Origin of the sequence: Nostoc sp. (assembly GCF_036918015.1) — a bacterium.
Taxonomy (GTDB): Bacteria; Cyanobacteriota; Cyanobacteriia; order Cyanobacteriales; family Nostocaceae; genus Nostoc.
This window is the reverse complement of the sequence record NZ_JBALEO010000034.1, coordinates 22,007-42,946: the sequence shown is the minus strand read 5'-3', so window position 1 is coordinate 42,946 and position 20,940 is coordinate 22,007. Positions and strand designations below refer to the sequence as shown.

18 protein-coding genes and 1 CRISPR repeat array are annotated in these 20,940 nt (G+C 41.9%); of the genes, 5 read left to right on the top strand and 13 right to left on the bottom strand.

Features of this window, described 5'->3' with window-relative positions; genetic code table 11:
• Positions 1–79: 79 nt before the first annotated feature.
• The 4 genes from V7K61_RS08085 to V7K61_RS08070 form a co-directional block, all read right to left on the bottom strand.
• Entirely contained in the window at positions 80–1,132 is a 1,053-nt protein-coding gene (locus tag V7K61_RS08085; protein ID WP_335052544.1) for a permease, read from the bottom strand.
• 661 nt (positions 1,133–1,793) lie between these two features.
• Positions 1,794–2,804: a WD40 repeat domain-containing protein gene (locus V7K61_RS08080; RefSeq protein ID WP_442936305.1), complete on the bottom strand. Its 1,011-nt coding sequence runs from the start codon at positions 2,802–2,804 to the stop codon at positions 1,794–1,796.
• A gap of 138 nt (positions 2,805–2,942) precedes the next feature.
• Positions 2,943–3,236: a hypothetical protein gene (locus V7K61_RS08075; RefSeq protein WP_094349593.1), complete on the bottom strand. Its 294-nt coding sequence runs from the start codon at positions 3,234–3,236 to the stop codon at positions 2,943–2,945.
• Positions 3,237–3,760: 524 nt separating this feature from the next.
• On the bottom strand, positions 3,761–3,931 hold the full coding sequence (locus V7K61_RS08070) for a hypothetical protein (protein WP_335052540.1): 171 nt from the start codon (positions 3,929–3,931) through the stop codon (positions 3,761–3,763).
• Between the two features lie 481 nt (positions 3,932–4,412).
• Between V7K61_RS08070 and ald the strand changes: the two genes are divergently transcribed.
• Positions 4,413–5,504, top strand: a complete 1,092-nt coding sequence (ald, locus tag V7K61_RS08065) for an alanine dehydrogenase (RefSeq protein ID WP_335052538.1) — start codon at positions 4,413–4,415, stop codon at positions 5,502–5,504.
• Positions 5,505–5,805: 301 nt separating this feature from the next.
• Positions 5,806–7,850: a CRISPR direct-repeat array (repeat unit 37 nt; unit sequence ATTGCAATTAACTAAAATCCCTATTAGGGATTGAAAC).
• 91 nt (positions 7,851–7,941) lie between these two features.
• On the opposite strand, the gene V7K61_RS08060 is transcribed toward ald, so the two are convergent.
• The 6 genes from V7K61_RS08060 to V7K61_RS08035 all read right to left on the bottom strand — a co-directional run bounded on the left by V7K61_RS08060 (position 7,942) and on the right by V7K61_RS08035 (position 12,919).
• Complete coding sequence (locus V7K61_RS08060; RefSeq protein ID WP_335052536.1) at positions 7,942–8,496, bottom strand: Uma2 family endonuclease; 555 nt, start codon at positions 8,494–8,496, stop codon at positions 7,942–7,944.
• A 150-nt stretch (positions 8,497–8,646) separates the two neighbouring features.
• Positions 8,647–9,702: a tRNA dihydrouridine synthase DusB gene (gene dusB, locus V7K61_RS08055; protein ID WP_335052534.1), complete on the bottom strand. Its 1,056-nt coding sequence runs from the start codon at positions 9,700–9,702 to the stop codon at positions 8,647–8,649.
• A 180-nt stretch (positions 9,703–9,882) separates the two neighbouring features.
• Positions 9,883–10,704 (bottom strand): Rpn family recombination-promoting nuclease/putative transposase, encoded by an 822-nt coding sequence (locus V7K61_RS08050; protein ID WP_335052531.1) that lies wholly within the window; start codon positions 10,702–10,704, stop codon positions 9,883–9,885.
• A 78-nt stretch (positions 10,705–10,782) separates the two neighbouring features.
• Positions 10,783–11,565: an RNA-guided endonuclease IscB gene (gene iscB, locus V7K61_RS08045; protein ID WP_442936301.1), complete on the bottom strand. Its 783-nt coding sequence runs from the start codon at positions 11,563–11,565 to the stop codon at positions 10,783–10,785.
• Positions 11,546–11,698 carry an RRXRR domain-containing protein gene (locus tag V7K61_RS08040; protein ID WP_335052529.1) on the bottom strand — a complete coding sequence of 51 codons (153 nt, stop codon included), beginning with the start codon at positions 11,696–11,698 and terminating at the stop codon, positions 11,546–11,548. Before V7K61_RS08040 ends, iscB begins: the two co-directional genes overlap by 20 nt.
• A gap of 363 nt (positions 11,699–12,061) precedes the next feature.
• Positions 12,062–12,919 carry an acyl-CoA desaturase gene (locus tag V7K61_RS08035; protein ID WP_094349586.1) on the bottom strand — a complete coding sequence of 286 codons (858 nt, stop codon included), beginning with the start codon at positions 12,917–12,919 and terminating at the stop codon, positions 12,062–12,064.
• 173 nt (positions 12,920–13,092) lie between these two features.
• Between V7K61_RS08035 and V7K61_RS08030 the strand changes: the two genes are divergently transcribed.
• Both V7K61_RS08030 and arr read left to right on the top strand, forming a co-directional pair.
• Entirely contained in the window at positions 13,093–14,322 is a 1,230-nt protein-coding gene (locus V7K61_RS08030; RefSeq protein WP_335052527.1) for a TetR family transcriptional regulator, read from the top strand.
• 149 nt (positions 14,323–14,471) lie between these two features.
• Positions 14,472–15,191: an NAD(+)--rifampin ADP-ribosyltransferase gene (gene arr / locus V7K61_RS34065; protein ID WP_442936300.1), complete on the top strand. Its 720-nt coding sequence runs from the start codon at positions 14,472–14,474 to the stop codon at positions 15,189–15,191.
• Positions 15,192–15,444: 253 nt separating this feature from the next.
• Here the strand turns inward: arr and V7K61_RS08015 are convergent, their stop codons facing one another.
• The gene (locus V7K61_RS08015) at positions 15,445–15,789 is read right to left on the bottom strand and encodes a DUF433 domain-containing protein (protein ID WP_335052525.1); all 345 of its coding nucleotides are present in this window, start codon (positions 15,787–15,789) and stop codon (positions 15,445–15,447) included.
• 149 nt (positions 15,790–15,938) lie between these two features.
• Positions 15,939–17,822: a DUF1565 domain-containing protein gene (locus V7K61_RS08010; protein WP_335052523.1), complete on the bottom strand. Its 1,884-nt coding sequence runs from the start codon at positions 17,820–17,822 to the stop codon at positions 15,939–15,941.
• Positions 17,823–18,534: 712 nt separating this feature from the next.
• Here V7K61_RS08010 and V7K61_RS08005 point away from each other — a divergent pair.
• Together V7K61_RS08005 and thiS are read left to right on the top strand one after the other, a co-directional pair.
• A complete protein-coding gene (locus V7K61_RS08005) occupies positions 18,535–19,590 on the top strand; it encodes a thiamine phosphate synthase (RefSeq protein ID WP_335052521.1) in 1,056 nt (351 codons plus the stop codon).
• A 91-nt stretch (positions 19,591–19,681) separates the two neighbouring features.
• A complete protein-coding gene (gene thiS, locus V7K61_RS08000) occupies positions 19,682–19,894 on the top strand; it encodes a sulfur carrier protein ThiS (protein ID WP_194045534.1) in 213 nt (70 codons plus the stop codon).
• On the opposite strand, the gene blaOXA is transcribed toward thiS, so the two are convergent.
• A complete protein-coding gene (gene blaOXA / locus V7K61_RS07995) occupies positions 19,891–20,739 on the bottom strand; it encodes a class D beta-lactamase (RefSeq protein ID WP_335052736.1) in 849 nt (282 codons plus the stop codon). The genes thiS and blaOXA overlap by 4 nt on opposite strands.
• Between the last annotated feature and the right edge of the window lie 201 nt (positions 20,740–20,940).

Sequence of the window (20,940 nt, the reverse complement as noted above, 5' to 3'; positions counted from 1 at the left end):
TTAGTCATTGGTCATTATTCATTGGTCATTAGTCATTAAAGAAAGGACAAAGGACAGATGACTAATGACAAATATTTTCTTAAAAGACGTGCAAGTTCAGGAAAAGAGTGAAGACGAATGTCAATTGTGCTGCTAAAGCAAATAAGTAAAAGATGGTTTTGGGTTTAAAAATAGATAACATCAAACCAACACTTTTGATGTCAATCATTGGCCCAAAGACCAGAAATGCCAACAATGAACCGCTGCTAAAGGTTGAGGCAAAAGATAGGGCGAAGAAAGAATCGACTGTAGAACAAATTGATACTATTACAGCTAATATCAGCATGACCACAATTGAGGTAATGGGCCCAGCACCCAAACTGAGAACTAATTCACGGGGAGCTAGGATTTGAATAGCAGCAGCGATCGCACTTCCTAAAATCATCACTCCGCCCAATTCCCGCAATTCTTGGATGCTATTATCCACAACTAGGCGCAGTTTAGCTGCTAGCGGTTTATCAGCAGTAGAGACTGAGGTAGGCAGTACTAAATTAGGATCTATCCGCAGAGGGATACCTGCTTTTCCTCCTAAGATATAAGTCCCGGATTGCAACAGATTTGGTACTGTTTCTTCTTGTTGTTCTTGGTAACGCTTACCACGGCGTTTGGTTTGGGGCTGCGCGGGTGGATTAAACTTCATATAACGAGCGATCGCAGGTTGGACTATGGGATTTAAGTCCTTTTGAAAACTGAAAACATACCCGATAATTGTGGCAATTGTTAGGGAAAATACGACTCGTAAGACTACTATTTCTGGCTGATCTCGAAATGCTGTCCAAGTGGCCCAAATTACAACTGGGTTAATTGTTGGTGCTGCTAGCAAAAAACCAATTGCAACTGGTGTGGGTACTCCTTGAATCAGGAATCGCCGCGCTACCGGTACATTCCCGCACTCACACACCGGAAACAAAAAGCCGATCATGCTGCCAACTAAAGCACCCAACAGCGGGTTTTTGGGCATTTTTTCTACTAGTTTGCGCTCATCAACAAAAAACAGCAGCAAACTGGAGAATAAAACCCCAAGAAGCAAAAAAGGCATCGCCTCGACTAGCAGACTTAAAAATAGCGTAAAACCATTGTTCAGTTGATTCATGTGCGTCGCAGTCAAAAGCGGTTTTTAGTTTTAGGGTTCTGCCTAGTCATTCTATCGAAATGGGGATCAAAAGCAGTTCGGGAAAATTAAACATCATTTAAGTAGCAAGTTATCCTATGTTCAAAATAGTGGTTAAGCACTACAAACCTTGGCTTCACACGAGTTCGTGACTTTTAACTGAGTGCATTTACTGACGATGACCATTTCTAAGATTGTCTAAGTTCAGAAATTGTTCCTATCTAGAGGGCAAGTAACTGTACAGATAATTTGAAATTACCTATGTTTATACTTACAGTAATTTGCTGGATAAGATATTAGTTCGGCTGTATTTTCATCAAGTATTCACAGTTCTTCAAGATTTTGGGTCGCTATTGGTTGCTACCATCATTGATTTTGACTAGTTATAGCAAAATTCGATCTGAGCTTTGGTTGATTTTCTACTACAAAAACTCTCAAAAGGCAAGACCAAAGTTTAGCAGATACGGGAAATGATTGGGGAATTTTTCGGCGTTAGCGATCGCCTGACTTTCTACACGAGGTGAGAATTTGAGCTATGGCGATTCACCAAGCCTTGAAAGGAGCGTCAAAATGATATCCCCGACTTCTTAAAAGAAATCGGGGATATAGTCTACTTTTTGACGATTATTTTGTCCGATCGCAGTTACTTTCGTTTGGTTGGAATCCCCCAAATCTTGATTAGTCGATCGAATCCACCACTGGCAAGAATTTTACCATTGGGACTAAAAGCGATCGCACTTACCCAGTCTGTATGTCCACTCAGTGTATTTATTAACTCGCCTGTAGTTAAATCCCACAATTTAATCCCATCTCTACCAGCACTAGCAAGGGTTTGTCCATCGGGATTAAGAGCGATCGCATTTACCCAGTTATTATGTCCTGTAAGGGTGCGGACTAATTCTCCAGTATTAATATTCCACAGTTTTATGGTGCGATCGTGGCTAGCACTGACTAATGTTTGTCCATCTGGTGTAAAAATTACACCGCTAACAACATTAGAATGAGCTACCAATTCACTGATTAATTTACCAGTACTCAAATTCCACAGCTTGATTACACCCTTATTATCACCACTAGCTAAGGTCTGTCCATCAGGACTAATGGCCAGAGTATAAATCAAATTATCAAAGCGTACTATAGTTCCTAGAGGGCGCTGCTGTAGCAAATCCCACATACGAATCCCATCTAAAGCTCCACTGACGAGAACTTTACTATCAGGAGACACGGCTAAAGATAAGACGTTACTGGTATGTCCCACAAAAGAGCGGCTAAATTTTAAATTTTTCAGGCTCCAGAGGTTAATTGTATTGTCATCACTACAGCTAGCGAGGGTTTGCCCATCTGGTGAAATCACTAAAGATTCTACGGCTGCTTTGTGTGCTTTGTTAATAGTCGCTAATTTTTTGCCCTTTGCTAAATTCCACAGGCGAATGATACCCTCATTTTCTGCACCTCCACTCACAAGAATTCTGCTATCTGGACTAAAAGCGAGGGATTTAATGGTTCCGTTATGTCCTTTGAGTGTATAAAGTAGTTGAGCATTAGCAAAGTTAGTTTTAGCTGGGGAGTTTGGCGTTACTTCTTCAATGGCAGCATTAGCTTGATGAATATAAAACCCTTCCCAGGTACTCACTGGAAGGGCAACAGCTGCCATAAATGCCAGAATAATATACGGCCGCAGAAAATTACCGCCACCTCTTCCCTCACTACTCACTCTTTTTCCTCACTTTTATAGATACAGTTAAACCCAATAAATTTTGCAGAGTTATTTTAAGTCATAACTCTGCACATCCTAAAGAGGTGGTTTTTTCTTAGAAACGCTTAACATTGGTAAAGGCGCACTAGAAGAACGAGAGGGCAAATAATGTTGCACTACAGGCTCCTCTGGTAAAGGACGACGCTGCTGAAAACGCCACAACTTAAAGCCTAGCGCTATCCCTGCCGTTCCCAAACCAAAAGCAAACAACGACCAGCTATCATTCAATCCGCCAATCAGGGCATCCATAACACCCATTGTCATCAATACACTGATTAGTGGCTCTTTTCGGTAGGTTGACTTCAAAAAACGAGGTAATACAGCATTCATCACAGCTTGGTTGGTTCCAGTTCACCTTTTGTGTATATTTACTAAGAATACCTCACCCATAATTTGCCTTTCTCATTCAAGGCAGACACTAATTTATGATTTTTTTAGTAGGGGGAGGAAATTTACTCATTAATCGCCTTGCACATATTAGTTGCAAGTCTATGATATTTCAATCACTAATAGGTATTTCGATTCCTCTCTTACTTACATTCTATGGCAGTTATTTATGAATAAGTCTAATTAATGTATCTACGGCGAAGTACTCCGCTATAGGAATCCGGTTTGATTTCTGAAAAAAATTAAGTATTTGTAGTATTTGTAGCGTGCGTTATGACTTTAGTCTAACGCACCAAACCCTTGAAAATGGTGCGTTACGCTTCGCGATAACACACCCTACGTGTTGTTCAAAAATCAAATAGTAATCCTATATAAATTATTGAAGTCAAAACCAACTGGTTGTTCCAGCTGGTTGTAACTCTTTTAATTACTAGCTTACAACTTCAAGATCGTGCTTGTTGATGGCACTACTTCAGACCCAGCCATGATAGCACCCCTTGATTGGTGACATATTCGATCGCTAGCATCAAACCAAAGCCAATCATTGCAGCTCGACCATTCAACCGTTCGGCGTATTCGTTAAAGCCAAATTTAGGCTCTTCTAGTTTAGGTGTAATTGTTGGTTGTGTTTGTGTCATTTTTTAAGAAACCTTATTTTTGGCAAACGGGACTTGATATCAGACTTCTGGTAGAAGTCACAGAAAGTGGGGATAATCGCTACTTGCTTTTCATGGTGTCTGGAAAACCCTTCTCTAAATCTCTCTCCTTCTAAGAGAGAGACTTTGAATTTTTCAGATGACATTGAAAAGTCAAGTTAACTTAAAAGCTGATTGCAGTGCTGGAATGCCAAGATGACTTGAGAAATTCAGCAAAAGCTTCCTAGTAGGGAGCTATACAATCGCTTTTTTAATAAATTGTTACTATTCTTTATATATTGTATAAATACTGGGGCAATAGTCAAGGGTAAGAGTTTGGGCTACTCAGATTGAATTAAGAAAGTTAGAACAGAGATTAGGTATCTCTAATCCAGCTATCTCTAATACGGAACTAGCAAGACGGAAGTAGCAAGCTTGAGATTGGAAGGCTACAGTTAAACAAAAAAATTATCTGAGGCGATATATGGAAATCGGCGTTCCCAAGGAAAATAAGGATCAAGAGTTTCGGGTAGGGTTAAGTCCTTCTAGCGTGCGGGTGCTGCGAGAAAATGGTCATAGCATCTTCGTCGAGACGCAAGCAGGTAATGGTGCTGGATTCTCCGATGATGACTACAAAAGTGCTGGAGCCGAAATTGTCCCCACATCAGAAAAGGCTTGGAATCGGGAATTGGTTGTTAAAGTCAAAGAGCCGCTGACATCTGAGTATAAATTTTTGCAAAAAGGGCAGATATTATTTACTTATTTACACTTAGCAGCCGATCGCAAATTGACAGAGCATTTAATTGATTGTGGCACTTGTGCGATCGCTTACGAAACTGTAGAGCAACCTGGGGCAAACAGACTACCCTTGCTCACCCCCATGAGCGTAATTGCCGGTCGGCTTGCAGTACAATTTGGAGGCAGATTCTTAGAACGTCAACAAGGTGGTAGAGGTGTACTTTTGGGCGGTGTCCCTGGAGTTAAACCAGGTAAAGTAGTAATTTTAGGTGGCGGCGTTGTTGGCACAGAAGCAGCTAAAATTGCCGTAGGCATGGGTGCGATCGTGCAGATTTTAGATGTGAGTGTCGAGCGCTTATCTTACTTGGAAACACTCTTTGGCTCTAGAGTTGAATTACTTTACAGCAACTCTGCTCATATTGAAGCCGCAGTCATTGAAGCCGATTTGCTCATCGGTGCAGTTTTAGTGTTAGGACGTAGAGCGCCAATATTAGTATCTCGTGAATTGGTCAAACAAATGCGTCCTGGTTCAGTAATAGTTGATGTAGCTGTTGACCAAGGCGGTTGTATAGAAACCTTACACCCAACATCCCACACAAATCCCGTATACATTGAAGAGGGTGTGGTGCATTATGGCGTTCCCAATATGCCAGGAGCAGTACCTTGGACAGCAACTCAGGCACTTAATAATAGTACATTACCTTATGTTGTCCAGTTGGCGAATTTGGGAATTTTGGCACTGGAGGTTAACCCAGCATTAGCTAAGGGTGTGAATGTGCAAAATCATCGCTTAGTGCATCCCGCTGTGCAAGAAGTGTTCCCTGATTTGGTAAATTAAGATGTGCAAGGATTAGGCGATCGCTTATTTTAATAGAGGTAGCGATCGCCAATCAGACTAATTTTCTTCCCAAATGCGCGGATGGGTAGGTGTACAAAATCAGAAGGAGCGAAAACGGCTGTACGCTCCTTCTATACAAGACTTTGAGGGCAATGGTACTTTCAAGCCATCCGCGCACCTTATGGGGACTGGCTTTCAGCGATTTGCATCTTGTGATATGACTATTCCCTGTGTTATGATTCATTCATTCGCGCAACTGAACCTTGAAAACCAAATACAGCAACGCTTTCAGAAGCCAGCGATTGCAATTAACTAAAATCCCTATTAGGGATTGAAACGATGAAAGGTTTGACGACTCCGCGCTTGAGAATCTAATTGCAATTAACTAAAATCCCTATTAGGGATTGAAACTTTTTCTATAGCTTGCAAAAGCTTTTTACAAAATTATTGCAATTAACTAAAATCCCTATTAGGGATTGAAACAGGACAGCCAACATCTAATAGCTGGTGACATTAACATTGCAATTAACTAAAATCCCTATTAGGGATTGAAACCTTTGTTTGCCAAAACCTTCATCACCGCAGCGCAAATTGCAATTAACTAAAATCCCTATTAGGGATTGAAACTTACCGTGAGAAGACTGACGACGATGTACTGAATATTGCAATTAACTAAAATCCCTATTAGGGATTGAAACAATGAAAAGCACATACAACCACTAATGAAAATATCCACATTGCAATTAACTAAAATCCCTATTAGGGATTGAAACTTCAGCATTACTCAGCATTGAATCATAGTGAAGGCTGAATTGCAATTAACTAAAATCCCTATTAGGGATTGAAACAAGAAAATCACAGTTGGTATCCAGTCGTAAGTGCTATTGCAATTAACTAAAATCCCTATTAGGGATTGAAACTATTCTGAATACTGTACCGATGCTTCACAAGCTAATTGCAATTAACTAAAATCCCTATTAGGGATTGAAACAGTGCTGTTAAATATTTAAAAACAGGATTTATACCATTGCAATTAACTAAAATCCCTATTAGGGATTGAAACCTGGCAGGTAATACCAAGGGTAAACTTAACCCAAATTGCAATTAACTAAAATCCCTATTAGGGATTGAAACTACTTTTGGGATTTTTAGGGGGTAGAGATTAATATTATTGCAATTAACTAAAATCCCTATTAGGGATTGAAACCCAGGATTTAACGATGTTGTAGACGCTTCACCGCTTGAAAATTGCAATTAACTAAAATCCCTATTAGGGATTGAAACACGATCGCCTTTATCCATTCGACTTGACAAGGACATTGCAATTAACTAAAATCCCTATTAGGGATTGAAACGGAGCTTTACTAATTCTTCTTTAGTAACTTTCGAATTGCAATTAACTAAAATCCCTATTAGGGATTGAAACGCGATCGCGCCCGACTCATCAGTGGCGATCGCTCTATTGCAATTAACTAAAATCCCTATTAGGGATTGAAACGTAAAAAAGATAACCATCATTAGCAGCAACAATTGCAATTAACTAAAATCCCTATTAGGGATTGAAACAGCGATGATCAAAAGGTCGTATGGCATATCTCGTATATTGCAATTAACTAAAATCCCTATTAGGGATTGAAACCACTACTGGGGACAGTGCAGAAGAATTCTTGCGGTAGATTGCAATTAACTAAAATCCCTATTAGGGATTGAAACACGTCGGGTAATCGTTAGTCCGGACATTTTACCATATTGCAATTAACTAAAATCCCTATTAGGGATTGAAACGTAGATACTGCTTGATGGATTTTTGCAGTAAATTGCAATTAACTAAAATCCCTATTAGGGATTGAAACAATTACACGTGCTAGCTACCAAAGCTCTCTTATTGCAATTAACTAAAATCCCTATTAGGGATTGAAACGAATAAAAAATAATTATGACTTCTCATAAATTTTCATTGCAATTAACTAAAATCCCTATTAGGGATTGAAACCCTTGCAGACAATGGCTAGAGTATCCTTGAAAGCATTGCAATTAACTAAAATCCCTATTAGGGATTGAAACGGATCTGTCGCATTCTTCTGGAACATGATTCATTGCAATTAACTAAAATCCCTATTAGGGATTGAAACACTTAGACTTTCTAGGAATAAACGAACAGTGAGGAGAATTGCAATTAACTAAAATCCCTATTAGGGATTGAAACGCGCCACTTTCTCAGTTTCACTTGCCGGATAATTGCAATTAACTAAAATCCCTATTAGGGATTGAAACGAGCAAATTGATACCGAAGTCGGCAACCACATTGAATTGCAATTAACTAAAATCCCTATTAGGGATTGAAACTTTTGGGCTATTTCCCTTACAAAATCATCGGTGAAATTGCAATTCGATAAAATCCCTAACCCAAGTTGCAGGTTATTGATGGATCGCCTTTTCAACCCAACAATTCGTCTACAGCTACACTAAAACCCAGTAATACTTTTTGAGTACTAACCACATCACCAGCTTTAAACCCGCAAACCTGATTATCAGTCATAACAAAAACTAACCGACTTTCAGGAAATACTAGCCAAACTTCCTCACAACCGGACTGCAAATACTCCTGCGCTTTGAGAAATAATTCTTCAGCTAAATCGGTGGGTGAAACTATCTCAGCAATTAACGGGAAACTCTGTGGCAAAGTGGGAACATTACCAAATTCAGTTACCAACTCAGGCGTTAGATAAGCTACATCAGGGCGACGACCCTGTTTATATGTACGACAAGGTACTTCAGTGTAAACTTTCCCACCTTGTTGATTGGAATTGATGTAACTTCTCCAGTAAAAGTAGATGTTGCCTTGAATTTCGCTATGTTTTAATGTCATCCCTATTTTTTCTACCAGTTGCTCGTCTACCCACTCCATCCCCTCTGGAGGATTTGCCATGAAGTCTTCTAATGAGAGGATTTCGGGGACGGTTACAACATCATTGTGTTTGGAAACTAACATTGTGAGCCTCCATTTTGGCTAGTTAAACATTAAAAATTCAAAAGAGTTACATCAAGAGATTTAAACCCTAACTGAAATAGTGGTATTGAAGCGATCGCATCACTTTTTGCAACCAACAATATCACCCCAAGCTAGGTTAAAATCAACTTCTTAAAGCATTACCAAGCTACCTTCTGCTTCTTCCTCTAGTTCATAACCATTAGCTAATTTTTCAATTGCTTGGTCAATCATTGCCAAACCTTGATCAACTTTTTCAACTAAACTTAGCTGTCCTCGAAGTTCGGCAGCACCAACAAAACCTTTAGCATACCAAGTCATGTGCTTACGGGCTTGACGAACACCGCGATCGCCTTTATATTCCCACAAGGCTTGTAAATGATCTCTTGCACATTCCAAACGCTGAATTGGGGTAGGTGTCGGTAATATCTCTCCAGTTTTCAGGAAGCGATCGATTTCTCCCACCAAAAACGGATAACCCAAAGTCCCACGGGAACACATCACACCATCAGCGCCAGTTTGCTCTAAACATTTCACTGCCGCTTCAACGGAAAAAATATCTCCATTTCCAATCACTGGGATAGAAAGCACTTCCTTTACACGAGTAATCCATTCCCATCGGGCATTGCCATTGTATCCTTGGGCGCGAGTGCGTCCATGTACTGTGATCATTTGTGCCCCGGCATCTTCCATCCGCTTGGCAAAGTCGAGAATAGTAATTTCATTGTCATTCCAGCCAATACGGGTTTTGACTGTCACAGGTACATCAACAGCTTTCAACACTTCTCGCACAATTGCTTCTGCTACTTCTGGTTGCCGCAATAATGAAGAACCGCCACCATTTTTAGTGATTTTATTTACCGGACAACCCATATTAATATCAACAGTATCAGCACCTTCTGCAACTGCCTTGATTGCTGCTTCTGCCAAAAAATCGGGACGACAATCAAATAGTTGAACGCTAATTGGGCGTTCGTTGGGATCTACCTCCATGATTTTGGGTAACTGCTTGACATAATGCAATCCCGTAGCATTCACCATTTCGGTATACATCATCGAATCTGGTGCATAGCGACGCACGAGACGGCGAAACACCATATCCGTTACTCCAGATAGAGGCGACTGGAGAACCCGACTTTTTACCTCAAAAGAGCCAATCTTTAAGGGTTGGGAGAGTCTAGCTTGAAGAATAGGAGAGAGCGAAATCATAGAAAAAATTAAAAATTATGGGAATGGGAAATAGTAAGAATATGTAGATAAATCCGTGATAAAGGATACAGCGAATTTGAAGTTATTGAGGTACGCAAGCTAAGTCTCAAAGCCAGGTATAAAGCCTGTTTTACTTCTGACTTCTGATTTCTGAATTCAGAATTCTGCTGTAATTGTAGGTTACATATCCTGACTTGGAGACTGTTTTTGCATTTCTTGCTGAATCTCTTCTAAGCTCAAACCTAACTCTTTTGCAGTTTCTTCAAAACTCAATCCCAATCTCAATAACAAAGGTATCATTCTAAACTTTTCTTCACGCGCTCCTTCTTGCTTGCCTTCTTGTTTACCTTCTTGCTTGCCTTCTTGATAAACTCGTGTTTGTTTCAAATCACTTAACCCAAACATACCTTCAATCTCCTCTCGACTCATCGTCGGAAACTTATAAACTAATATTGTCTCTATCAATTCTAGTAACTGCCGCCGTTGTGGTTCGATGTTGATTTCTTGCTGGGTTCTATCTATTAACTGCCTAGCAGATGTAATTGCTGTCTCTTCTTCATCAACCACTAATTTCATCGTAGCAATTCCAACTGGCAATGATGCAGTTTCACCTAATTCATTAAGATAAATGCGACTGATGCGCTGGCTAGCGAAAAATTCACTGTAATTCTTGATATCTGCTGTATCCAAACTGCGATTGGGATAGATAACTACTCCTCGCCAAGAATTTTTCGGTTTATTTTGGCGTAAGTATAAAGAAATTTCTGAAAATAAGCGTGAATAAATTTCGGTGTCAGTTTGAAACTGGACTTCAACAAAATAAATCGGATTTTCTTCTCCTTGTGTTGGTAGAAAAACACCATCTATACGGAATGCAGTTTGCTTGATTTCAATTGAGGAGAATTGATAAGTCTCTGCTGTTTGGGGTGGATTGCCAATTAATTCAAAAAAGATCCCAGGAAGTTCTTGAAAAAGGCGATAAAAAATGCTGTCAGTTTTCACCAAATACCTCGCCCCGTGGAAGCCCCCGGATTCATCCGTGGGGGCAAGGGGCAGGCGAATTTATTCGCCGTCACGTCTTTAAAAACCATAACTATAGCCATCCTTTTTATGGATAGATGTGCAAAATCTGTGACTAACACCTGCCACCCTACCTAATTTAGTAACGATATCAAAACTGCCAGTCTTACGACACAATACACGTCCCACATATTCACCTACCTTTTTCCCAGAAGTAACAATAGCTTTGGCAATATCCCCAGTTCTAAAACCGAAGTGAACTTGTTTTTGTTCGCGGTGACGAGTAGGGAATCCGTATCGGTCAGTCCCACACATTTGGCGAGTTCCCCAACCATTAGACTTAATCCGTAATGGTTGCTGAGTTAATAATTTGATGCTTTCTACCTCCCCAACACAACAAGCGTCTAGCCAGTGTTCCTTGGGTAAGTTTAGCCTTGTCCGATTGTACTTAGTTTGCCCACCCGTTCCCGTAGTGGTGGGTAGAATATTTTTCAGAGTGCCAAGCAATGCCCATCGAGTTGAATTAACTGCGGCTACATCTTTAAGTGGCTGTTTTGCCTGCCGCTTAATTTTCTCTAATCTAGACGGGTCTTTTTTAAGAAATTCGTCAATTAATTTAACTCCTTTTTTTGTATTACAACCTTCGCAACTGAGAGTTAAATTGCTGACGCGATTGCTCCCACCTTTGGCTTTTGCATGGATATGTTCAATCTGGAGTGGTACGCCAATTTTCTCGCAATAAGCACACTTACGCCCCCATTTCTCTAGAAGATACTCACGGCATTCATAACCAGCCAGTTCGCCCTGTTGATACTCTACGCCGTCAATTTCTGCATTTTGCATTTTCTGGGTATCGAACTGGGTACATTCTAAACACAGCAGCTTTCTGTTTTGTCAATAATTCCCTTGCTCGTTTTGGCGTAATTGGATTAAGAGGTTCTTTGTTTTGGTCGATAACGAAAACGTAATTTTGCATTGCTGCATACTCCTTGCGGGTAAAGTTAGCCTCGACATTGTTTAGATTCGGTACTTTTTAAGCGACACTGGTTTATTCTCTATAAACCTGTTTAATCGCCTAATTCTAGAGCTTGGGACTGGCAAGCATCCCAAGGTAGGAACTTTAACGCTTGCTCTAAACGGTTAGTCTGGTCAGGTGAAGTATCCTGCAAGCCCCTAGCTAAAAGCTAGGGGCTTGGCACTCAATTAGAGAACCCTGACACTTGATGTATTGCGGTGATTTAATCCGTTAGATTTTACCGTGAAATACTACTGATAAAAATTAGTAAGCCGACTGCAAGAAGCAGTCGGCATAACAAATTTATGATAATTTAGTTGCAATTTAACCGTGAGTTGCACCTTGAGGAGGACGCGAGACAACTTTTTTAGCTAAACCCAAAGTCTGCAACACTAAGATACTCCACCAAGTAACATCAATTTCCCACCAAGACAACCCAGATTTCGCCATGTGGGGATAAGTATGATGGTTGTTGTGCCAGCCTTCTCCATAAGTGACGAGGGATACCCACCAAAGATTACGAGCGCCATCATTGGCATCAAAAGTGCGATAACCCCATAGGTGTGATGCTGAGTTTACAAACCAGGTTGAATGCCAAAGCAAGACACATCTGAGAAACACTCCGTAGAATACAAAAGACCATCCTCCTAGAGCATAAAGCAGCAGCCCAAAGGGTATTTGCAATAGCAAGAAGTAGCGATCTAGCCAACAATAAAAGGGTTGTTTGGCTAAGTCAGGAGCATATTTTTTATAGGTGTCATAGTCAAAAAATTCTGGACGTGGGTAAAAAATCCACAATATATGGCTCCACCAAAATCCTCTTTGAGCAGAATAGGGGTCTAAATTGATATCTTCTGTGTGGGCGTGATGCTGGCGGTGTCCACCTACCCAAAAAATTGGCCCCCCTTGCAAAGCCAACGCTCCAATGAGGGCGATCGCATACTCTAACCACTTAGGAACCTGAAAACTTTTATGGCTCAGTAGTCGATGATATCCCAGGCAAATACCAATACTCCCGAATAACCAGTGGAGAAACACTAGCAAACCTAATGCTGGCCAGGAGAAAAACCAAGGAGCCAGAAGTGCTAAAGCATGAAATGTAGCAAAAAATACTACATTTGTCCAACTGAGTTGAGGTGAGTTGCCTCTCTCAGGAGCGATCGCCCCAAAATTTGCGGTCATAAAAATTCCTGTTGATGGATGATGCAGTGATTTACTTTTTATTGGGCATAATCCCACTAAGGATTTATCCACCCTGTCACTAGTTAGTTACAGTAGAGTAAAGCAAGTATCACTTACATTTGTTATGCTAGCAGAACTCTGATACCCCCTGCAAGTGCCACTTGCATTTTTCTATGTCATCTCAACTCATTTCCACTCGTCAACGCCTGATTCAAGCTGCACTTGAGTTGTTTTCTGCTCAGGGAGTTAGCGCTACCACAACCCGCCAAATTGCTGAAAAAGCCGAAGTCAACGAAGTGACTCTATTTCGGAATTTTGGCAATAAACATGGGCTGCTTTTGGCTGTGCTGGAAGAGTCCGCAGCCTTCAAGGATTTAGGTGAGTCGCTGGTGCGACGGGCAACACCTCCCGGCAATGTTTACCAAGCTCTTAAAGATTATGCAAGTGACACTTTACATACATTAGAACGAGTGCCAGAGTTCGTTCGGTCTGTGGTAGGTGAAGCCGACCAATTCCCGGCAGAAAATCGCCGCGCACTAGGCAGGGGAGTTACAGAGGCAAACCGTTATGTAGCTCAGTATTTAGCTACTGTAATCCAGCAAGGACACCTAAACACCTACTTACCGGCAGAAAAATTAGCCAGTTTACTAAATGGGATGATCTTGGGATATGCCGTAATTGAGTTCACCAGCGAATTTCACGAACTTTGGGAGGATCGGGACGACTTTCTGGAAAATTTGGTAGAGTTGTTTTTACATGGAGCCATGTCATCCTCAGCAGAACTAGCAACAAACTCCTTACAAGGAGGCTTGACTACCATAGAAGTAGCTGATTTGCCTGCTACTTTAGTTCACGAAATTCTGCAACAAGCGAGGAAATTTGGAATACGAGATCATGCGTTGGCTTACGTATTATTTGGGGCTGGGTTATCCGCTACAGAAATAACTAGCTTGGAGCGATCGCACCAAATCTACGATACTCAAGGGCACTTCCTACAAATCACAATTCCCGGATTTATCCGTCAAGTGCCTGTGAATCAGTGGATTTTGGGCAAACGCTACGGCTCTTTTACGAATAATCCTTTAATCAAATGGCTGAAAAGTCGTAAAGATACTCAAACAGCCATGTTTTTGAATGAAACAGGTACACCCATCTCAGAATCAGAACTTGAGACACGTTGGCAAATATGGAGTGAAGGACTATTAACTCCCCAAGGACAAACGCCAGCGATCGCCCAAGCACAACAAACTTGGCGCGTAGAAATGTTAATGCGGGGGATTGCCTTGGAGAATTTGAGTATTTTAACAGGTTGCGATCGCGCCCAATTACAACCCTATGTCCGCCGAGCCAAAGAAAAAGCCGCCCTAGAGCAAGCCACCCGTTTGGATCATAAACCAGGATAGGTTTTTCAGGAGCAGGGGAAGCAGAGATAAAGGAGTGATCGTCAGCAAGATGCAGTTAAACAATTAAGGTAAAACAACAGAGGTTTCTCTTACCATTGTTGTTTGTTGTTTGCACCGTTCAAGATTGTAACAGTAAAAGGAGCAAGCCGATGGCAGCTATCAACGATCTGAGTTCGCAGCAGTTCTACCACGGTACAAAGGCAGACCTGAAGCTAGGAGACCTGATCGAGTCCTGCAATCCCCCGGATGTGGGTGAGCGGGATAGGATGGCAACCTATGTCTACCTAACCCCCAACCTGGATGCGGCTATCTGGGGGGCAGAGCTAGCGATCGGCGAAGGTCACGGCAGAGTCTACATCGTAGAGCCGATCGGTCAGATTGAAAATGCCCCCGAACTCACGGAGCAGAAGTCTCCGAAGCATCTGTCGATGTCATACCGCTCCCGCGAGCCGTTGCGGGTCACGGGAGCGGTCACGGAGTGGACTCTTTATCATGGCACACGGGCAGACCTGAAGCCAGGAGACCTAATCGAACCCGGTTATCACTCTAACTACGGTCAGCGGAAGAAGGCGACCTACGTTTATCTGGCTGCCACTTTGGATGCGGCAACCTGGGGGGCTGAACTAGCTCTCGGCGAGGGACGCGGCAGAATCTACATCGTGGAACCGATCGGGCTGATCGAGGATGACCCCAATGTGACGGACAAGAAATTCCCAGGTAATCCAACGAAGTCATACCGCTCGCGGGAGCCGCTGCGGGTCATGGGCGAGGTCATGGATTGGCAGGGGCACTTCCCAGAAGCGATCAAGACCATGAAGGATAACCTTGAGCGACTGAAGCAACTTGGTGTTGAGGCGATCGAGGACTGAGTATTTTTACCCCGAAGGTAGTCAGCGATGAAGAGTTGAAGAATATAGAGGACACAGTATAACAACCCGGTTGGAGCGGATTGGCAAAGTGAGTTGGTGGTGTTGTATAGCCAACTAGTAACCGCTCAACCGGAACGTTATGCTGCCTGCGTTGGGAGTGATCGGTCTGAATCTGCCTGACTTCAAGAATCTAATGAAGTGGATTATTGGCTGGCAGTCCCATGAAGTTCTCATCAGTCAATAGACGCACTGGCTAGAATTCTCCTTGGGGCTGATAGCGATCGCGCAAGCGCTGCCTAAGATTAGCTAAATTATACTGCTGGACAAATTGATTTCGCTGTTGTTGAGCTTTTTTGCGACGCTGCTCTAGGTAATTGTCGATTTCTTGGCGATGGGTGAGATAGTATGCGATCGCTGCGTATATCTCCCCTAAATAGAGAACGGGATACTGAACAGCAATTTCTTCAGGTGTAGAGCCGTTATGATATGTTGCTAGCAAGCTATCGAGAGTAACGCGGCTTTGACCAATGCGAATACCTCCAGCTTCATCCCAACGAAACGGTGGAGCGCTAACCTGAAATTCGATTTGAACGCTCATGGGGGCAATTCTTGGATTTGTGGTATTTCTGTCTTCAGTTTACTTTACCCGTTAAAGAGCGATCGCCCTTACATCAAAATTCAAAATTGAGGAAAAAGACTGGAGGGGATGTAAGTCTTTCCCCTCCACACCTTTTGCCCAATGCCCAATTAATTCAACGGCTCCATAATGACTCTTAAACCTTTACTAGAGAGTGTTTTGAGCATTTCTTTAGCATTATATTCACTACTAAATACTCCTGCTTGCATAACTCTTTGACCTTGCCAAACTGTGGGAAACGCACCAGGAGCAAGCGATCGCACTAAATCTCGATCCCGATCAGTTGCAAGTGGCACTACTACGCGATAACGCACACCAAATTGTGTTGCAGAGTTACCGCGATATGGAATACTTGCAGAACTTGTTTGGATATTGCGACTATTAGCAATAGGGATATTGCGGTCAGGAAGTGGTAAAAGTTCTGAAGCACGGGAAGCAGCAGTTTCTAGTATTGGTAATGGCTGCTGTGTTTGATTCCTCATACTTGAAACTGGTGGCTGTACAACTGAATTAGATGGGGACTCAGGGGCAGTCAACTCAATGGTATTAGGATCGATCCGCACGTAGTTTAACTGTGGTGTATCAGGTGGCTGTGCGTTAATTGGTATTTGTCTACCTGACAAGCTGCTAGGAGTAGGAAATCCGGCGACTTTAGAAGTAGGTGGTTGATTGGATATAGGCGGGGAAGGCGGTACATTATTGGCTGGCATTAATGGCAGCAGTTGACTGTTTAATTGTGTAGAAACAGGATTATTTGCTGAAATGCTGTTGCTGGTTTGCCCGTTAGTAGTTTCAGAGATTTCGGGAGCCGAGAAGGTGATTTCTCCAGTTGATGGTATTTGTCGTAATACGTTGTTGGCAGCTGGTTGAGAATTTTGGGTTGCTAGTGCTGTTGTACCGTTAATATCTACCTTGCCAGTGATGCGATCGCTCACAAGGTTGTTACCAGCAGCAGAAATCACCTGTTTAGCAGCGCTGGCGTTAATGTCGTGGCGGCCATTATTTTGAAATGTATTACTCCCAGGTTCTGATGCACTACCCAAATCTGGCATTGCTTGAGCGATCGCAACTAAACCATCTTCTTTATTATCTTGAATAATATTGTTACGTAAAATCGGGCGGGCATTTGCTTGTACGATAATTCCCGATCTATTGTTCTGAATTTGATTACCTATAAGTATAGGAGCAGCATTTTGGGCAATATTAATCCCAAAACCCGTTTGGTGAAAAACATTTTCCTTCACTTGCGGACTAGAGTTACCAGCAATTGTGATGCCATTGGCTCCATTGCGATCGAAGTAATTCTTACTAATGGTAGGTGCAGCATTACCACTGACAGAAATCCCATCTTGAGTACTGCCAGTAAATGTATTTTCTGCGACTACCGGATTGCTAGATTCAATCCATAAACCGTAACCACGAGGATTAGAGTTCGTCACCGTTACCCCAGTAAGCAAGGCTTGGTTTGCTCCCACAATTGTGACATTTTGGCCGGCAAAGCTCCGACTCAGGTAATCACCGCCTCCTTGAATAATAATGTCTTTACCTTGATTGCTGGGGTTGCCTTGAATTGAAATACCCGGTTTCAGTATTAAGGGAAATTCTTCCCCTGTCTCGGCGCTATAAGTGCCAGCGGAAAGCATAATTACAGTATTGGCATTAGCTAATCGCAGGGCTTGGGTAATCGTCTTTACAGGAGCGGATTCACTGCCATTGCCTGCCTTGTCATCTCCAACACCAGGATTGACAAATAGCACATTAGCCTGAGAAGGTGTTTTCTGATTTAGAGGCGCTGAATCTGGTGTTGATGGAATTTGAGCGATTGCACTATCCAGGCTGATACCCAGAAACGCTATACTTGCTGCCCCCATACCTACAGTAAAAGATAATACTGAAAAACTAAAAAATAAAAGCCTTGCTGATTTCAGAAACTTCAGCTTTGCAAACAGAACATCTACTCTACGGTACTCAGGAAATACACGAGGGAGAATCATATTTAACACGACTCCTTATAAGTAATCATAAATTCTTATACTCTCTAGAGAGTATTATGTCGATAATATTACTCATATATTGACCGATTGGCGATATTTAATACATATAGGACTAGTATTTGATTTTTGAAATATACGTAGGGTGTGTTATGCCGTAGGCTAACGCACCAAAACCTTCGGATGGTGCGTTACGGAAGCCGTAACACACCCTACAAGACTACTGAGATTTTTTCAGAAATCAAATATGATTCCTATAGTAATAAATGATATTAGACATCTCCAGAAATTAATTGTGCGTTGCCCAAAATAATTTGTAGGCACAATTCATAAATTGTGCCTATATCATTTATCTAAGTAGAGATAAGAGTGAAATTAAATATGCGTTATCCAGAAGCCTTGTAGAGACGTAGCACTGCTATGTCTCTACATTCTTTTTCAATTGTGAATTTTCTGGTGTATTCCCTTTTGCCAGTCTTTTGTAAGCTTGTTGTCTATCGTAAAACACTTGACTAAGCTCAGTGCGAAACTGTAGCCTCAAACTACCCTTATCACTGTCTATAGGAACATGGGATAATTTAGCGTAACCCTCACTACTACGTTGTTTTGCGTAGATTCCGCAAAAATTAGTAAAAAAAAGCAAATTAATTAACTTATGGTTACTAGGACTTATGATAATTCACACTTCGATGAAAGCACTAATGGGGTTGTTGTAATGGTCGAGCCATACAGCCAAAAAGAGCAAATACAGCAAGTTGTTTACCGCATTTTAGATGCCAATTTAGACCGCGCTCGTGAGGGCTTGCGAATTATCGAGGAATGGTGTCGGTTTGGGTTGAATAATGCCCAGTTGGCTCTTGAATGCAAGCGGCTACGACAAGAGGTAGCCAAGTGGCATACCTCAGAATTGCGGGCGGCGCGAGATACACCAGGCGATCCTGGGACTGAATTAACCCATCCTCAAGAAGAACAACGAGCTAGTATAAAATCGGTTTTGCAAGCTAACTTTTGCCGGATAGAAGAAGCATTACGGGTGTTGGAAGAATACAGCAAGCTAACCCAACCAAATATGGCTAAGGCTTGTAAGCAGATGCGCTATCAGGTTTATACCCTAGAAAGTAGTTTAATGGGTCATCAGCGCCATCAATTGTTGTGGCGATCGCATTTGTATCTTGTGACTTCCCCTAGTGAAAGTTTGTTGAACACTGTCGAAGCTGCACTCAAAGGTGGATTAACGCTTTTACAGTACCGCGATAAAACCGCCGATGATTCTTTGCGTCTAGAACAAGCTAGAAAATTACGCCAGTTATGCCACATCTACGGTGCTTTATTCATTGTTAACGATCGCGTCGATGTAGCTTTAGCTGTCGATGCCGATGGGGTGCATCTGGGACAACAAGATATGCCTATTACTGTTGCTCGGCAATTACTGGGTTCGCAACGTCTGATAGGGCTTTCTACCACAAATAAAGAAGAAATGCAAGCAGCAATTGCTGAAGGTGTAGATTATATTGGCGTGGGGCCAGTTTATGAAACTCCCACGAAAGTAGGTAAGGCAGCAACAGGGCTAGAATATGTCAGCTATGCCGCCAAAAATTGCTCAATTCCCTGGTTTGCGATTGGGGGAATAGATGCCAATAATATCAATGATGCGATCGATGCTGGAGCCGAACGTGTAGCTGTGGTGCGATCGCTCATGCAAGCCGAACAGCCTACCCTCGTGACACAATATTTGCTCTCTCAACTCAATCGCATTAAACCAGAACTTTAAAAGAGTCATTTGTCATTTGTCATTTGTCATTTGTTATTTGTCATTAGCCCAAAGTGAGTAACCAATACCCCAGTCCCTATTCCCCACATTTATGTCTAACGAGATTACGATTCAGGTAAATGGGGAAACCCATAGCTGCTCATTTCAAACTTCTTTACCCGACTTACTCCAACAGTTAGGTTTTAACCCCCGCTTGGTGGCTGTGGAGTATAACGGTGAAATTTTACACCGCCAGTTTTGGCCGCAAACAAAAGTGCAGCCAAGCGATCGCTTAGAAGTGGTAACTATTGTTGGTGGTGGTTAGTTGATTTGAGCCAGCAGGCCCAAATCCTTGAGGCTACGTCGTGTAATCTCAATGCGGGCGGGTGCATCTTCCGATTTTTGCATATCAAGGGTTGTCGCAAAAAAGTAGACGTTTTTGTTTTGCTCTAAATAACCCACAAACCAACCAATGTTTGGTTTAGTACTCGTTAACCATCCCGTTTTTCCTCGCAGTGTGTAGTCTGGAGTTTGTTCGCGTACCATAATATCTTTGACAAGATTTATTGTCCGTTGCGAGAAAGGCAAATCGCCTTGATATAACCGTTGCAAAAACTTAATTTGCTCTTTGGGTGTAATTTGCAAAGGCTGTTGTAACCAAAAACGATCGATGTCTGCGACAGTGCCAATCTGACGGTTCCCGTAGCCTACTTTATTAATAAATTGCTGCATCCGTTCATATCCAGCCCTACGTGCCAATACTTGATAGAACCAAACAGTTGAATCCTTAAAGGCTTGACGCAAATTTGTATCATGATTCCAGGCATCAATCTCTCGATGAATTCCATCCCAAGTGAGAACTGCCACATCATCAGGAACTACACCTGTTTCTAATGCCACCAACGCGTTAAAAATTTTGAATGTTGAAGCTGGAGCGATCGCAGTTACATTACGTTGAGGATTGTGTTCATAGATGCGGTTATTTTTTGAGTCGTAAATCAAGATAGAGCCTTCACGCCCAAATTCTTGAAAGTGTCGCCCGAAATTTGGCGCTTTAGCGGGACGTTCAGATGAAGTTGAAGCAGGTTGAGCCACAACATACATTGCCCCAAAGGTAATCATACTAACTACAGCAACACATCCAATGACTGTAAACACAAAAGATTGCATTCGCTGCTTTGCGTAACGCCGAAGATATTGCTCTATGGGAAACCAGATATTTTTCATTGCACATTTAATCACATCACAAGCGAGATTTTACACTGCAATCTTGCTCATTTGTGAAGCAATTTGTTAGAGATTTTTTATAAATAAAACTTATAGCAAATTGCTATAGGAATCCGGTTTGATTTCTGAAGAAAATTAAGTATT

What these genes read in the sequence shown, in the direction of transcription:
- ald (WP_335052538.1), top strand. Translation starts at nt 4,413, where the DNA reads ATGGAAATCGGCGTTCCCAAGGAAAATAAGGATCAAGAGTTTCGGGTA.
- V7K61_RS08015 (WP_335052525.1), bottom strand. Translation starts at nt 15,789, where the DNA reads ATGAGCGTTCAAATCGAATTTCAGGTTAGCGCTCCACCGTTTCGTTGG.
- blaOXA (WP_335052736.1), bottom strand. Translation starts at nt 20,739, where the DNA reads ATGCAATCTTTTGTGTTTACAGTCATTGGATGTGTTGCTGTAGTTAGT.
- V7K61_RS08075 (WP_094349593.1), bottom strand. Translation starts at nt 3,236, where the DNA reads ATGAATGCTGTATTACCTCGTTTTTTGAAGTCAACCTACCGAAAAGAG.
- V7K61_RS08035 (WP_094349586.1), bottom strand. Translation starts at nt 12,919, where the DNA reads ATGACCGCAAATTTTGGGGCGATCGCTCCTGAGAGAGGCAACTCACCT.
- V7K61_RS08040 (WP_335052529.1), bottom strand. Translation starts at nt 11,698, where the DNA reads ATGCAAAATTACGTTTTCGTTATCGACCAAAACAAAGAACCTCTTAAT.
- thiS (WP_194045534.1), top strand. Translation starts at nt 19,682, where the DNA reads ATGTCTAACGAGATTACGATTCAGGTAAATGGGGAAACCCATAGCTGC.
- V7K61_RS08010 (WP_335052523.1), bottom strand. Translation starts at nt 17,822, where the DNA reads ATGATTCTCCCTCGTGTATTTCCTGAGTACCGTAGAGTAGATGTTCTG.
- arr (WP_442936300.1), top strand. Translation starts at nt 14,472, where the DNA reads ATGGCAGCTATCAACGATCTGAGTTCGCAGCAGTTCTACCACGGTACA.
- V7K61_RS08085 (WP_335052544.1), bottom strand. Translation starts at nt 1,132, where the DNA reads ATGAATCAACTGAACAATGGTTTTACGCTATTTTTAAGTCTGCTAGTC.
- V7K61_RS08070 (WP_335052540.1), bottom strand. Translation starts at nt 3,931, where the DNA reads ATGACACAAACACAACCAACAATTACACCTAAACTAGAAGAGCCTAAA.
- iscB (WP_442936301.1), bottom strand. Translation starts at nt 11,565, where the DNA reads ATGCAAAATGCAGAAATTGACGGCGTAGAGTATCAACAGGGCGAACTG.
- V7K61_RS08030 (WP_335052527.1), top strand. Translation starts at nt 13,093, where the DNA reads ATGTCATCTCAACTCATTTCCACTCGTCAACGCCTGATTCAAGCTGCA.
- V7K61_RS08005 (WP_335052521.1), top strand. Translation starts at nt 18,535, where the DNA reads ATGGTCGAGCCATACAGCCAAAAAGAGCAAATACAGCAAGTTGTTTAC.
- dusB (WP_335052534.1), bottom strand. Translation starts at nt 9,702, where the DNA reads ATGATTTCGCTCTCTCCTATTCTTCAAGCTAGACTCTCCCAACCCTTA.
- V7K61_RS08080 (WP_442936305.1), bottom strand. Translation starts at nt 2,804, where the DNA reads ATGGCAGCTGTTGCCCTTCCAGTGAGTACCTGGGAAGGGTTTTATATT.
- V7K61_RS08060 (WP_335052536.1), bottom strand. Translation starts at nt 8,496, where the DNA reads ATGTTAGTTTCCAAACACAATGATGTTGTAACCGTCCCCGAAATCCTC.